Source organism: Halobacillus sp. KGW1, from assembly GCF_001592845.1.
In the GTDB taxonomy this organism is placed as follows: Bacteria; Bacillota; Bacilli; order Bacillales; family Halobacillaceae; genus Halobacillus.
The window spans coordinates 1,043,643-1,058,131 of record NZ_LSOC01000003.1; the positions used below are offsets into that span (position 1 = coordinate 1,043,643).

The 14,489-nt window shown below is 52.7% G+C and carries 14 protein-coding genes; 2 read left to right on the top strand and 12 right to left on the bottom strand.

The window, feature by feature from the left end; all coding sequences use genetic code 11:
* Positions 1 to 26: 26 nt before the first annotated feature.
* The 5 genes from AXG56_RS14150 to AXG56_RS14170 all read right to left on the bottom strand — a co-directional run bounded on the left by AXG56_RS14150 (position 27) and on the right by AXG56_RS14170 (position 4,677).
* Positions 27 to 1,148, bottom strand: a complete 1,122-nt coding sequence (locus AXG56_RS14150; RefSeq protein WP_062515097.1) for a GGDEF domain-containing protein — start codon at positions 1,146 to 1,148, stop codon at positions 27 to 29.
* 139 nt (positions 1,149 to 1,287) lie between these two features.
* Positions 1,288 to 2,190 (bottom strand): alpha/beta fold hydrolase, encoded by a 903-nt coding sequence (locus AXG56_RS14155; RefSeq protein WP_008634319.1) that lies wholly within the window; start codon positions 2,188 to 2,190, stop codon positions 1,288 to 1,290.
* A gap of 129 nt (positions 2,191 to 2,319) precedes the next feature.
* Positions 2,320 to 3,651, bottom strand: coding sequence for a replicative DNA helicase (locus tag AXG56_RS14160; protein WP_035388106.1), 1,332 nt, complete (start codon positions 3,649 to 3,651; stop codon positions 2,320 to 2,322).
* A complete protein-coding gene (locus AXG56_RS14165; protein ID WP_008634321.1) occupies positions 3,638 to 3,976 on the bottom strand; it encodes a hypothetical protein in 339 nt (112 codons plus the stop codon). The genes AXG56_RS14160 and AXG56_RS14165 overlap by 14 nt, the downstream gene beginning before the upstream one ends.
* Positions 3,973 to 4,677 (bottom strand): DnaD domain protein, encoded by a 705-nt coding sequence (locus AXG56_RS14170; protein ID WP_026577680.1) that lies wholly within the window; start codon positions 4,675 to 4,677, stop codon positions 3,973 to 3,975. The genes AXG56_RS14165 and AXG56_RS14170 overlap by 4 nt, the downstream gene beginning before the upstream one ends.
* 236 nt (positions 4,678 to 4,913) lie before the next feature.
* Between AXG56_RS14170 and AXG56_RS14175 the strand changes: the two genes are divergently transcribed.
* Positions 4,914 to 6,176: an Nramp family divalent metal transporter gene (locus AXG56_RS14175; RefSeq protein WP_062515098.1), complete on the top strand. Its 1,263-nt coding sequence runs from the start codon at positions 4,914 to 4,916 to the stop codon at positions 6,174 to 6,176.
* Between the two features lie 60 nt (positions 6,177 to 6,236).
* Here AXG56_RS14175 and AXG56_RS14180 read toward each other — a convergent pair whose 3' ends face one another.
* The 7 genes from AXG56_RS14180 to AXG56_RS14210 form a co-directional block, all read right to left on the bottom strand.
* Complete coding sequence (locus AXG56_RS14180) at positions 6,237 to 6,557, bottom strand: DUF3817 domain-containing protein (RefSeq protein ID WP_062515100.1); 321 nt, start codon at positions 6,555 to 6,557, stop codon at positions 6,237 to 6,239.
* 253 nt (positions 6,558 to 6,810) lie between these two features.
* Complete coding sequence (locus AXG56_RS14185; protein ID WP_062515102.1) at positions 6,811 to 8,163, bottom strand: FAD-binding oxidoreductase; 1,353 nt, start codon at positions 8,161 to 8,163, stop codon at positions 6,811 to 6,813.
* 162 nt (positions 8,164 to 8,325) lie between these two features.
* Positions 8,326 to 9,309: an HNH endonuclease domain-containing protein gene (locus AXG56_RS14190; RefSeq protein ID WP_062515104.1), complete on the bottom strand. Its 984-nt coding sequence runs from the start codon at positions 9,307 to 9,309 to the stop codon at positions 8,326 to 8,328.
* 112 nt (positions 9,310 to 9,421) lie between these two features.
* Positions 9,422 to 10,579, bottom strand: a complete 1,158-nt coding sequence (locus AXG56_RS14195) for a M20 family metallopeptidase (RefSeq protein WP_062515105.1) — start codon at positions 10,577 to 10,579, stop codon at positions 9,422 to 9,424.
* 27 nt (positions 10,580 to 10,606) lie between these two features.
* The gene (locus tag AXG56_RS14200; RefSeq protein ID WP_062515107.1) at positions 10,607 to 12,028 is read right to left on the bottom strand and encodes a YfcC family protein; all 1,422 of its coding nucleotides are present in this window, start codon (positions 12,026 to 12,028) and stop codon (positions 10,607 to 10,609) included.
* A gap of 250 nt (positions 12,029 to 12,278) precedes the next feature.
* Positions 12,279 to 12,665 carry a glyoxalase/bleomycin resistance/extradiol dioxygenase family protein gene (locus tag AXG56_RS14205; RefSeq protein WP_062515276.1) on the bottom strand — a complete coding sequence of 129 codons (387 nt, stop codon included), beginning with the start codon at positions 12,663 to 12,665 and terminating at the stop codon, positions 12,279 to 12,281.
* Positions 12,666 to 12,784: 119 nt separating this feature from the next.
* Positions 12,785 to 13,597: a GNAT family N-acetyltransferase gene (locus tag AXG56_RS14210; protein ID WP_062515109.1), complete on the bottom strand. Its 813-nt coding sequence runs from the start codon at positions 13,595 to 13,597 to the stop codon at positions 12,785 to 12,787.
* A gap of 163 nt (positions 13,598 to 13,760) precedes the next feature.
* On the opposite strand from AXG56_RS14210, the gene AXG56_RS14215 reads away from it, so the two are divergent.
* Positions 13,761 to 14,426, top strand: a complete 666-nt coding sequence (locus AXG56_RS14215; RefSeq protein WP_026577655.1) for a hypothetical protein — start codon at positions 13,761 to 13,763, stop codon at positions 14,424 to 14,426.
* Positions 14,427 to 14,489: the final 63 nt, after the last annotated feature.

Below are 14,489 nucleotides of genomic sequence, written 5' to 3' on the forward strand. Positions count from 1 at the left end.
TTGCAAGTAGAAAAATGCCCCTGATGTTACGTAAGCGTCTTCTTTTGCCTGCCCATGCGCTTGAACTCATACATCTTCCGGTCGGCTGCCGTGTACAGTTCCTCTGTCGACATGCCCGGCTCATACGCTTGGTAACCGTAGCTGAAACGAGTCTGGCGGAGAAGCGCCTCCTCCTGCCGCTTCAACTTCCGCTCGACTTCCGCGACCGCAGGCACGACGTTCCGGATCTCCTTCTCGACGACGACGATGAATTCATCCCCGCCGAGGCGGGCGCAGAGCCCTTTGTGCTGGAAAACCTTCTTTAACACCCGGGCAAAGCCGACGAGAACCTGATCGCCCTCTCGGTGGCCGTATTTATCGTTGACTTCCTTGAAATGGTTGAGATCGATCAACAATACGCCGAAGGGACGACGGATCTCGATCAGGTGATTGACATAGACTTCATAACTCTGCCGGTTATAGAGCTTCGTCAGGAAATCCTCCTCCGTCGTCGCCGATTCAAGAAACATATAGGAGACGAGAATCCCGATCACGATTGCCGTCCATGAGAAATAGATCCGCGATTCGAACAGCTGGACGACCATTCCGACGATCGGCAGCGCAAAGAAAAGGAGGAAGAGACCGGTGACATACGAGAGCAGCCGCTTTCGATTCTTAATAACGAATGCAAACATATAGACATATTGACTGCCGAGGACGACGTAATGGACGTCTTTGAACGCGGCGCTGCTGAATTTATTGATGCCCGGTTCGACGTCGAAGTAGATAGGATGAAAGATATTGATGAGAAGGACAGCAAGCGTCACGATGCTGAGCTGCTGGTAGTACATGCGTTTCTGCACACGGGAAGGATCTTTGAAAAGATGGTAATCGACATACGACAGCATCAGACCGCCGAGGACCGGTCCGATCAGGAACAGGAGGAAGTTGGTCGAATACTCGAGTACGAATGCCCCGGGGAACAGCTTCTTGTCGAAAATCCACGTCATCGGTTCGAGAACGATCGCACAGGCGGTCGCTGCCATGATCGTCTTCAGCACCTTCTTCCCGAAGCTCTCCACCTTGGACTTCGCCCACATGATCATATACAGGACAGCCAGAATGACAAGGGCAAATAGATTGATTTGAAACTGCACGATGATCTCCATACACCGCTCCCCTATACCGATAGATTTTCTTCTTACTTTCTACCTTTCTCCCATACTCTCCTGCATCCCGAACAGCAAAACGTCCTTTTTCAGTAAAAAAACAACAAAAAACGCCCTCATCCGAGGACGTTTTTCACCATCATTTTCTTTCAAGGAATGCACGCATATAACCATTGACCTCTGCCGGCTTCTCGTGGTGCGGCGCATGGCCGACGCCCGGCATACGGTGGATCGTGATATCCGGAACATACGCTTCGATCCCGTCCAGGTTACTGTTCTCAAAAGCGATATCGTCATCGCCCCAGATCAGGAGTGTCGGCGCTTCGAACGTGTCATACGGCAGGCGGAGCGGCTTCTTCAGATGCTCCTCGAACGGGAAGAAGGAAATCGCCCGGTAATAGTTCAGCATCGCGTTCATCGCTCCCGGCTGTGTCCAGGCATCGACGTATTTCTGCGCCTCCTCCTCGGTCAGGTAGCCTTTCTCGAGACCCGGATAGGTTACAATCTTCTTCACCCGCTCCGCATCATTCTGAAGCAGGAGCTCATGCGCATCCGGACGCTGGAAGAATCCCATATAGCTGCTCGCCTCCCGCTGGGCCGGATTCTCCGCAAGCTCCCGACGGAACGTGTGCGGGTGCGGCGCATCGAACATGATCAGTTTTTTCACATAAGAAGGGTCCGTATAGGCAAGCGACCAGGCAATCGCACCGCCCCAGTCATGCGCGACGAGGATACATTCCTTCTCTCCGAACGCTTCGATCACTTTCTTCACATCATCAACGAGAATCTTCATCTTATAAGCCTCGACATCCTCCGGCTTATCGGAGAGGTTGTAGCCGCGCATATCGACCGCGACGACCTTATAATCCTCCGCGAAGGCTTCCATCTGATGGTTCCAGTTGTACCAGAAGTACGGGAATCCGTGAAGGAACAGCATCAGCTCTCCTTCTCCTTTGGTTACGTAATGAAGATGGACATCATTCACTTTTACATAGTCTTCTTTCCACATCTGCCTCATCCTTTCTGCTAAAACTTTCCACATCGAGACACTTTACTCCTCCCCCGGAATGGAATCAATAAAACAGACCTCTCTACTGAAAAAACAGGAAAGGAAGACTAACAATCAGGGAATCACGGAAACGATCTGAGCGGAAGGTCACAGAAGAGGCGGTCAGACTGTCGGAGTCGGCGTGTTCTTTTTTTGAAGTAAAAACGTTCCTTGCTCCGGTAAAGCCTCCAGACTCCCCTCTCCCCGTTCTTCAAATCTACCGAACTCTTTGCGGAAATACATTGGAATGTCTCCAACCGGGCCGTTCCGGTGCTTGCCGATATGGAGATGGATTTTATCCTTGTGTGCTTCATCCTGCGGGTCCTGGGATTGGTAGAGGAAAGTGATCATATCGGCATCCTGTTCGATATTGCCGGATTCGCGCAGGTCAGACAGAAGCGGAGGCTTCTCGCGGCGCTGGTCGACCTGGCGGGAAAGCTGGGATAGGAGGATGATCGGAATGTTATATTTCACCGCCATTTTCTTAAGGGAGCGGGTGATGTGGCCGATTTCGAGGTCGCGACGTTCATGGCGGTCATTCGTGGACATCAGTTGGAGATAGTCGATGATGATCATCGGACGCGGAGGTTTATGTCTGCGAAGGTAAGCTCTCGTATGAGCGTGGATATCCTCGTAGGTAGAAGCATGGGTATGGATGTCGAGTTCCCATTCGGAAATCCGCCCGACCGATTCCACGACGCCTTCATAATCGCTGTCGCTGAACATCCTCGACCGCCATTTCCTGCCGTTCACCGACGCATCCGCCGAAATCATCCGCTGCAGCAGCGGCTTGACGGCCATCTCCAGGCTGAAGATCTGGACACTGCCTCCGCCCTCACAATGATTGGCCGCAAGATGAAGCGCATAGGCCGTCTTCCCCATCGACGGACGGGCCGCCAATATCACCAAATCGCCGGGCTGAATGCCGCCGGTTTTAATATCGAGCAGCTCATTACCTGTTCCATAACCGGTCTTCCCCTTCTCCGCTTCATCCATCTCACGGACGATTTCAAGCAGCGTTTCTTCGATCTGCTTATCGGTGCAGTCCAGACTCAACTTGCGGTATTTCTCCGAGAACTGATAGAGTTCTTCGATCCCGTCATCTGTCGGGTCGTTCATATAGCGGGTACAGGCCTCTCCCAACGCCCTGTGACGATAGGCATCGAGGACGAGCCGCTGATCGTGCCGGAACGTGGTGGTCGTCGCGATCGATCCTGCCAGTTCCGCCAAATACCCGACGCCTCCCACTTTGCCGATTTCTCCCTTCAGCTCTGTCGTGACCGTGAGGATGGTGACCGGCTCGTTCCGCTCATGGATATTCTTCATCCCCTCATAAATCCGTCTGTGCCCGGGATTCGAGAAGTGGACCGGAAACAACAGCGCATCCTCCATCAATCCCCCGTCCAACAAAATCGATCCGATCACTACTTGTTCTGCCGCTTCATTTATAAACATCCTGCGTCACCTTCCTCATCAGATTTTTCATCGCTTCTTCGAATTTCCGTTTGGTTTCCATGGATACTGCCGCCGCTTCCTGTGCCCATTTCCGTTCTTCTTCCAGCTGATCCTCCACTTCTTCCGGATACGACGCAATATCTACGAGCCGCGGTGGAAAAGGATTCTCCCACACATACGCCGTGAGACGCTTCATCACCGGTACATACTCCATCTTCTCGATTTCCGGGACAAGCATGGCGATCGTGTTCTCAGTAAGCTGGAATTTATCCGGATAGAAATCCTTGATCGTCTTCAGCACCTTCACCGCTTCTTCATACGTCATTGCTCCCGCTCCCTTCGGAATGCTTCGAACAGGTCTTCCCCGCCGCCTGCCTTCTCCTTCATCGAGTCGATGCGGTCCACATCAGCGACCGTCTTCACACCGTCTGCCGCCCACCGTTTCAGGATCGCTTCACAATACCGGAAGAAATGCTTGTTCTGCTCCACGGACCGTTTGACGGCCTCGATCACAAGCCTGTCCGAAAGCTCCTCACACCAGTAGGTGATCCGTTCGATGATCAACGGATTCAATGGGCCGATATGCTGCTCGTAGAACGTATGAGGATCGATCAAAGGAGCGTCCGCCTCCTCATGCTTGTTTTGTTTCTTTTCCTTTTGTTTATATAAAGGGGCTGTCCCACGGGCCGTCCCATGGTCCGGCTCAAGGGCCGTTCCTCCGGCCGAACCGGCGGTCTGTTCCGGACCCAGCTGCGAGATCATCTCATACACCGGAGCACGGTTTCTCGCAACGAAGGTGTGCTTGATATACCCCTTCTCCTTCAGCTCCTTCCGCGCCCGTTTGAAGGACGTCTCCGACAGGCGTGCCTTCGTCATGAGCACCATCGATGGCAGCGCGAACTCCTTCTTCCACCCTGCTTTGTTGTTGAAATGCATGAGCGACACCCAGAGGATCGCTGCTCCTGCGCTCATCTCCTCCATCTCCAATCGGTCCAGGAACACGTTCAACTCTTTCAAATAATTCATCCTTCCAACTCCTTTCATTTTCTGGAGGACTATAAAAAGCCTCTCAATCTATAATCGAAAGAACCTCGCATTTTGGTGTCACGTTTTTACAAAAAAAATATTTTTTTCTGAAGAAATTCGAAAAACGATTCTGTTTACAAACCTAAAAAGTGGGAATATAATAGTCGTGTGTTAAGTTTTTACCTCAGGCAACTTTTTATGATAAAGGCAAAATATACAGAAACAGGTGAAGAAACATGAGTAGTACCAGCACAACCACATCCGCAGCAGAAGCGGTGCTGCGCGGGGATGTAAAGGGGCTGAAGCGTCTCCTTCCGTTCCTCGGACCCGCGTTCATCGCAGCCGTCGCCTACATCGACCCCGGGAACTTCGCAACGAACATCGCCGCAGGCTCCACCTACGGCTACCAATTGTTATGGGTGATCGCCTTCTCGAATTTGATGGCGGTCCTGATCCAGTCCATGTCCGCGAAGCTCGGCATTGCGACCGGCCGGAATCTCCCTGAAGTGGCACGTGACCGCTTCTCGAAAAAGACGTCGATCTTCCTCTGGATCCAGAGCGAGCTCGTCATCATCGCGACAGATCTTGCCGAATTCATCGGAGCGGCACTCGGCCTGCACCTGATCTTCGGCATCGGCATGGTTCCGTCTGCCGTCATAACGGCACTTGCGAGCTTCGCCGTCCTTGAAATGCAGCGGAGGGGGTACCGCGCCTTCGAAACGACGATATCCGCTATGGTGCTGATGGTCGTTCTGGCCTTTGCGCTCCAGACGTTCTTCGCGCACCCTGACTGGACCGAAGTCGGCCACGGCATCGCCGTCCCGAGTTTCGAAGGCACAGACAGCATCATCCTCGCCGCCGGCATTCTCGGCGCGACCGTGATGCCGCATGCCATCTACCTGCACTCGGCACTCACGAACAAGCGCGTCGTCGGCAGGACCGAGAAAGAGAAGAAGCAGATCTTCCGCTTCGAATTCATCGATATCGTCCTTGCGATGATCATCGCCGGTGCCATCAACATGAGCATGCTCGTCATCGCAGCCGCCCTGTTCTTCGACCGCGACATGCGCATCGACGATTTGACCGTCATGTTCAACGAACTCGGCTCGACGCTCGGACCTTTCACAGCGATCCTGTTCGGCTTCGGCCTCCTGATCGCAGGACTCTCGAGCTCATCGGTCGGCACAATGTCCGGCGACGTCGTCATGCAGGGCTTTATAAGAAAAAGCATCAACCTGTACCTCAGGCGTGCCATCACGATGATCCCGCCGCTTGCAATCATCCTCTCAGGCGTCAACGCGACGAAAGCACTCGTCGCAAGCCAGGTCGTGCTGTCCTTTGGCATTGCCTTCGCGCTCGTACCTTTGATTATGTTCACAAGCAACAGGGAGATCATGGGCGGATTGAAGAACCATCGCATGACGACGGCGGCCGCCTGGGTGATCTCTTTCATCGTCATCCTGCTGAACGCCTATTTGATCGTCGATACATTCCTGTAAAAAAGCACAAAAAGAGCCGAACCTCGTCCTGAGGTTCGACTCTTTTTTTCGTCTATGAAATTATCCTGCTGCCCGTTCGGTCTGATGCTCCGGGAACCTGCCCTGCAGCTTGCGGTCGAGCACGAAGTTTCCGAACGGAATCACGGAAGCGGCGAGGGCGCCGATCATCCATTTCTTGGACCAACGGACTTGATACGTGACATAACCGACGACGAGGACATACAACACGAACAGCGCCCCGTGGATCATCCCGTTATACGTCACGAACTCCGGAATGTCCCATATATACTTCAACGGCATCGAGATGAACAAAAGAAACAGAAACGACAAACCTTCCAGGAATCCCGTCACTCTCAATTTTCCAATCGTTGTATTCAGCATGTGCAATCTCCTTTAATCAAGGTGTTAATAGAATCTACCTCCATCTTAATCGCTCGGATAGACGGGCGCAATCCATACGGGAGGGGGGATTCCTTACATTATGCCTCCATTGCGTCCTTCCCCTCCCTTCCGAACGGTGATAGGACAGGCTTCACGGGGACGGAACTCCATGAATCGAGGGTTTGTGACAATTCGTTGAAACCTGCTTTTCTGCACAAAAACAGACACGGGAGCGCCTCCCATGTCCTGTCACCTAAAGCCCCTGTGGAAAGCGGAACACGTTGTACGGATCATACCGTTCATTCACCATGTCCAGCCGCTTCGCATTGGCTCCGAAATATTCCCGTTCATAATCCTTCAACCCGCTGATTGGAAAATTCACATACGACCCGTCCGTGATCCGCTTGATATACTCGAAGCGCTCGCGGACCCATGCCTTGTTCTTCTCAGCGAACATATCCTCTGTCCATACGGATTGAATCCCGATGATATAGTGCGCATCCCGGTAGTAAAATGCCGTATCACGCTTATCGATCTTCGAGATCTGTCCCCCCATCGCATAGAACGAGACCGCTGCATACACCGATCCTTCCGCCGGATTCTGGACGAGCCCGGCTATCGTCTCGAGCTCCTTATCCGTAAATCGCCGATCGACGAACCGCCCCGTCGATTTGAATTTCTCCGACGGCGGATACGTCTCCTCCACCTTCTGCACCGCCTCAAGGAACGGCGACTCCTCCAGCTCCACCCGGAACCCTTCCACTACCGCAAACGGCGCCAGCAGCAGCCGTGCTTCTTCCGGCGGACCGTAGAAGAACCCTTGAGCGAAGATGCCGAGCCCTTCTTCCGCCGCATGATAGAAGCTCGCCACCAGCGTCATCCGCTTGTCGAGACAAGGCAGCCACTCCTGCCAAATGTCCATCACCGCCGCCTGCTTCTCCTCCGTCGTGCCGACATAGTAGAAACGGACAAGCGTCACGTGACTGTTCACCGGCTTCGGCAGCTGGAACGTCATCTCGACGACGACACCGAAATTCCCGCCCCCGGCGCCCCGGCACGCCCAGAACAAATCTGCATGGCGGTGCTTGTTCGCTTTCACGATCTCCCCTTTGAAATTGACGAGCTCCATCTCCACCAGACTGTCGCACCCAAGACCGAGCAGCCGGCTGGAAAATCCCCAGCCGCCCCCGAGCGTGAACCCGGCGACACCGACCGTCGGACACGTCCCCCCGGGAAAAACGTAGCCCTTCGAACCGACGAAATCGTACACTTCGGTATTCTTCGCCCCAGCCCCCATATAAAGGAGGTGGTGATGCTCATCCAACCGCAGCGCATTCAACCGGCTGATATCGATCACCAGCACGAAATCCCCCGTCGAATACCCCTCATAATGATGCCCGCCCGACCGGATCCGGATGCTCACCCGGTGCCTGCGCGCCCAGCGGATCGCATTCTTCACATCCTCTTTCCGCTCACAGTACACGATCACGAGCGGAAACTTATCGATCGCCCGGTTCCACTCCTGGCGCGCCTCTTCATATTCCGGGTCCTTCGGAGTGACCACCTCTCCTGTCAGACCTTTCAAAAACGGTATTTCCGACCCCACTTCTTCCACCTCTATTTTGATAATCGTTATCTATTATTCTATTCTTGCGTGGGAGAAAGGTGAGGGCAAAGGCGCTGGATGGAAAAGTAGTTGAATAGAGAGAAGAACGTAAGCACTCCATTAAGTAACCTGCTTTGACTTACTTTAAAAAGAGGATTCCCGTCAACTCGGAAGCCAGATATCCTCATACCCATTCTGAATCGAATACTCATATAAATGGACCATTTTCTCTTCTTTATAGTGCAGCAAATCCCTGTCATGGACGACAAGCTCCGGATAGGTAAGCAGCGATTCATTCCGTTCTACCACATCATCCAAGTAATCCCGCACAGGAATCTTATCGTTTTTCGACGTGTTGCACCTTCTGCATGTCAACACGAGGTTCCACAGATGATCCGACTGCACAAATGACCACGGAATGAAATGATCGACATGTGTCTGCACATCCCCTTTAGCTAAGCTGCGACCACAATAAAAGCAGCTCTGCTCAAAATACTGCAGGAGGACATTTTCAAACGGCTTCAACGTCGAACGCTTGGCTATGCTCTCCACCTTATCCAGCAGATAATGGACGTTCGGCACTTCATTGAGCTGTTCGATCATCTTCGCCATATGGTAGTTGATCAAATCCACCATTAATCGCTGGTATTTCCGCATGAACGTCAGGACAGCCTTATGGAACCGGAACTGCTCCGTCTTATGATCGAACGCATAGAATGCCCCATGGGTATCACCGTACAGGGCTCCGAAGACGTTTGTCTTCATCACAGACTTCACCTGTCTTACAGCCCTCAACTGCAAAGTAGGATCCAGTTTATCGAATGTTACATCTCTCGGGATATTTCCCTGTGATTGTATGTCCAACAATCGATTGACGACCGCAGACCCCCGCGTCCCCTGCTCCAGCTGATGATGAATGACGAGATTCCAATAGATTTTCGTAAAAGAATAGGCCAGCTGATCATAGGTGACCTGACCTTGCTCATCGACTTGGTAAAGGTTCTCGATCATCGCTTTTAACAGTCCGAATTTATAGGTGGCAGACTTCTTCGATCGTGCTGTCAGGACGATGGTGAACGTCCGCCATATTTGTTCTTCGGTGAGATAGAGGGCTTTCAATTCTCCGACCTTCAGTTTATGGCTCATCTGTCCTCTCCCTCCACAGATTCATTATTCAACTCCCCTTAACAGTAAGGGAAAATATAGAATAATACCAAAAAAGTGCAGCCGGCAGCTGCACTTTTGATAGAAAGCTATTTCATTCAGAAACCGCCAACCGCACGACAAGCTCCAATCCCGTTTCCAACACATCCTCATCCAAATCGAACTTCGGATGGTGGTGAGGATACCGGCTCTTCTCCCCCTGCATCCCCACGTTGATGAACACTCCTTCTTTCTCCTTCAAGTAATAAGAGAAATCTTCCGCTCCCATCACCGGTTCCAGCTCCATGAAGGCGTCCGCACCGAAGCTCGTTTCGATGAGGGCTTTCGCTTTCTTGCAGGATTCCGGATGGTTATAGAGCGGCGGGGTGCCTTCGATGAATTGGTAGTGGCCTTTGGCACCGAAGCTGTCGCTGATTTTTTCCGTGAGGGTTACGGTTTTCTGGTGCATCATGTCAGCGCCTTCGAACGTGAGGGCGCGGATCGTCCCCTTCAAATGGACTTTATCCGGTACGATGTTGTAGGAGTGGCCCGCTTCCATCTTGCCGAAAGAGATGACGCCCGGGTGCATCGGGTTCAGGTTACGGCTGATGATCGACTGGAAGCTTTGGATCAGATGGGTCGCGATATAGATCGGATCGACCGTTTCGTGCGGGTTGCCGCCGTGGCCGCCATTTCCTTCGATCGTGATGTCGAAATCATTGCAGGACGCCATCGCGTAGCCCTCGGCGAAGCCGATTTTTCCTTTCGGGACGTTCGACATGTAATGGATGCCGTAGATGGCATCGACGCCTTCGAGCACCCCGTCTTTCACGAGCTGCTGGGCGCCGCTCGGCGATTCCTCTTCCGAGCTTTGGAAAATCAACACGATGTCGTGCTTAATCTGATCCGGATGCTCCGTCATCCATTTGGCCGCACCGAGCAGCGTCGCCGTATGGCCGTCGTGGCCGCAGGCATGCATGACGCCGGGCACTGTAGAGGTATAGGGATTGTCGCCTTCTTCCTGAATAGGAAGGGCGTCCATATCGGCACGGAGGGCGATCATTTTCTTCCCTTCCGTCCCTTTGAAAAGGGCGACGACGTTCGGTTCCGAGAATCCAGGCAGAACCGGGATGCCGAGTTCCTCCAGCTGTTTCTTTACGTAAGCGGACGTTTCGTGCTCCTGACCGGACAGTTCCGGGTGCTTATGGAAGTGTCTCCGCTGGTCGATCGTCCATTGGGTCAGTTGTTTATCTATCGCTATCGTTGTCATCATGTCAGCTACCTCCGTTGGTCATAAAGCTTAGAATGGGCCGAATTGGATGGCCTGGGCGATCAGCAGGAAGACGATGGCCATGCCGATCTGGATAAGGATGAGCGGGTACACCCACTTCACCCACTTCGTATATGGAATGCCCGCCATGGCAAGTCCTGCGACGAGGACGCCCGATGTCGGGAAAATCGAGTTCGAAATACCGTCGCCAAGCTGGAAGGCGAGGACGGCTGTCTGTCTCGTCACACCGACGAGGTCGGCGAGTGGTGCGATGATCGGCATCGTCAGCGCCGCCTGTCCGCTTCCGGACGGGACGAGGAAGTTCAGGAACAGTTGGACGAAGAACATGCCGATCGCGTTCAAGGCAGGCGTCAGTTCTCCTAAGAAGCTCGCTGCATAGAACAGGATCGAATCCATCAATTTCCCGTCCTGGAAGACGACGATGATCGCCTGGGCGAAACCGATGATGAGGGCACCCGCCATCACCTGTTTGGCACCGTCCATCAGGCTGTCCGCGATTTTATTCGGAGACATTCTCGCAATGATTCCGACGAGGACGCCGAACAAAAGGAAGAGTGCCGCGATCTCTCTGATATACCAGCCGAACTGTAGCACACCGTAGATCAGTACGCCGAAGTTCGCAAGGAAGACGAGAAGGATCCATTTATGATGCGTCTCCATCTTCACTTCCGATGTCGTCTTGAATTTATCTTTCGGAGCATTTCCGAGATAACGGAGCTCCGGATACTTTTTCACTTTTTTCGCATAGCGGTAAATGTAGAAGACTGCGACCAGATAGAAGCTCGCAAGCAGGATGATCCGGAATCCCATGCCGGAATAAAGCGGCAGTTCGGCGATCCCTTGAGCGACGGCGACGTTGAACGGGTTCATCACCGCACTCATGAAGCCGATGTTCGCCCCGACCGCAACCATGGCGTAGCCGACGATCGAGTCGAATCCGAGCGAAATCGCAAGCGGAGCGACGATGGCGATGTAGATGATCGTCTCCTCCGCCATCCCCATCAACGACCCGAGGATCGCGAAGAACAGGGTCAGCACAGGTATCAGCAGCAGTTCCTTATCCGCAAGCTTCTTCGTAAGCGTGAAAATCAGCGCATCCAGCGCCCCGGTCGCCTTCAGGATTCCGAAGGCACCGCCGATGATGAGGACGAAGAAGATGATCCCCGCTCCGTTCACCATTCCGGTATGGATGCTTCCGAACACGTCGAAGAATCCGACCGGCGACTGATCCGTGAACTCGAAGGAATCAGGATCGACGACCGTACGTCCGTCCTGTTCGACCCGCTGATATTCCCCCGCCGGCAGGATATAAGTCAGTACCGCGGAAAGGATGATGACCCCGAAGATGAGCGCAAAGGCGTTGATGTTGATTCCCTTGTTCTCCTTCGGTTGATTCGGTTGTGGTGTCGTTTGCTGATTAGTATGTGCCATCTGCCTGATCTCCTTTTCGTGAAGCTGGAAGTAAACGAAAAACAGCAGCGTCCCCGCCGCTGCTGCATCAGTAGGTATGTATCCATCATGCCGTGACAATGATTCCGATCCAAGCTTCCCTCTGACTGCGCTTTTGACGTCCAACTCTATGAATGTTTATGCATTATATCGTATATTAAAACAATCAATAACGCAAGGAGATAATCAATTAATTTGAATAAAAAGATGAATTTTTGTATAAATATTCGTTTTATAGCTTCATACTCTCATAGATTTCCAGAAGCGTACCGGCCGGATCCCGGAAATGGGCGACCTTGATCCCCCAATCCTTCTGTTCCGTCGGCGTAGTAAGAAACGTCACCTTCTCCCGCATCTCCTCATACACCGCTTCCACATCATCCACCCGGAAGATCAGCGCCGCCGTATCGACCCGAGGGATTTCCTCCTTATATATCTCCCCGACCGCCTCCATCATCTGCCTCCGCTCGAACAGACCGAGCGTACAGCCTTGGAAACGGAAGTCGGCATAGTTCGAATCCTCATCTCCCCAAACGACCGAAAAGCCGAGGACATTCTTATAGAAGTGAAAGCATTCCTTGTAGTTATCGACAAGAAGGCGGGTGTGCGTCATTTCCATCTGCAGGTCTCCTTTTACGGTTTCCTTCATTTTACCAAATTTTCTAACTATTTTCTCCACAAAAAAAAGCAAGGCTCCATAGAGTCCTGCTTCTTTCATAGCGGTCTGTCCAGCCAGCCTCAGCCGATGCTTTTTCTCATCTGATACTGTTGGATGACATCCCCCGCCACAAGATCCGCCAACCCTTCATATTCCTTCGTATCCATCATGAAATTATGAACCGAAAGCTGTTCGATTCCGAAGTCCACCTTCAACTGCTGGAGGATTGCGGGGATGCGGGCCGTCAGCGATTGATCGGTCACCTGCATCTGCAGGACCATCGCCTTCGCTTCTCTCTGCATGAAGGATATCCAGCCGACCCTTTCCCCGTCCAGACAGATGTGGTACGCATTCCCCGTCCGTTCCAGGCGGTTCTGCCACGGCGTGCGGTACGGTTCCGTCACATCCTCCTCCTCTTTTTCAAAGCGTATGTCCGGAAGACCATCATCCGGGGACGGCAAAGCGCCAAGCCCGGCGACCATCAGTTCGTTGATGGTTTCGAATCCGTATGCCTCATAAATCTGCCAAGCACGTGTGTTTTCCGTGATGACTTCAAGCAGGACTTCGACACAGTCCGCTTCTTCCGCGGTTTTGACAGCGAAGTCCAGCAGTTTGCGGGCGATGCCCCTTCCCCGGAACTTCGGACGGACGGCCATGCCGCCGATCCACGCCTGCTTCGTCTCCTGGAACACATCGATCCCGAGCAGCAGAACGGCGGCGATTTTCCCTTCTTCTATGTACACGACCGAGTGCTCCTTCGATAATCCCTGCTTCTCGATACGGTTCGCGAGTTGCTCTTCTGTCATCTGCATCGGCACGACGTAATCGGAAAATCCGTCGTTCATCGCCTCCGTCACATCCCCGAGCGGCACAGCTTGCATAGATTGGAACATTTCCAACGCCTCCTCTAGCCCTTTTCTATTATTATACCAAGAACCCCCTCCCTAAAGTCATAGAACGATAGGTACATATCCCCCGAAACCCGTTGAAATCCTTTCCAGTTATGTTACGGTGGAATTAACTGGAAGTTATCAAACAACTAAAGGAGTGGAGCGCATGAGAAAAAGCTTTCAGCTGTTAGGCATGGCCGTCGTCCTTTTGGTTTTCGGTTTCAGTCTCCCGATCACATCCTTCGCCGCCGGCACGGGTGGACAGTCGGGATCGATCGACCTTGCGAACTTGAATGATAACGAAAACGTTACGATTGAAAAATTGACCTATGATGAGATGATTGAAGAAATCGCCGCCAATGAGGGTATTTCCGTCGAGAAGGCGAAAGCCCAGCACCCGGATAAATCGAATGAACTGCAGAACGCCGCATCCAAACGTGCGACGACAGAAGGAAGCTCTTGCGGAGCCGTCGACCCGCACCGGATCGGCGTCAGCCTTGATGTGAGTTCTTCGTACAAGCCGACCCTGAACCTCTATGTCTGGACATGCGGTAGCGGATCCTTCTATTCTTTTGAAGAAATTGAAGATGTCGATATCAACCGCTCCTACAATGGGACATCGAAAGGCTTCGGTGGCAGCATCAAAGCCGAATTGACGAGTTCGACGACCATCTGGTGGAAGGTGAACGGAGATTTCTATAACAACCAGGAAATGACGATCTCCGGCTCTGCGACAGCGAGCGGCCTCGTCTGGTCCGGCACAGCCTCTGTCAGCAGCACATCCAACCACTACGCCTATATCTACGACTATGACACGTATTCCATTTATTAAAAAAACGACCAAATAGAGGCATCCGCCTATTCAACAAAATCGGTCCATCTGTTAAGGTGTCTA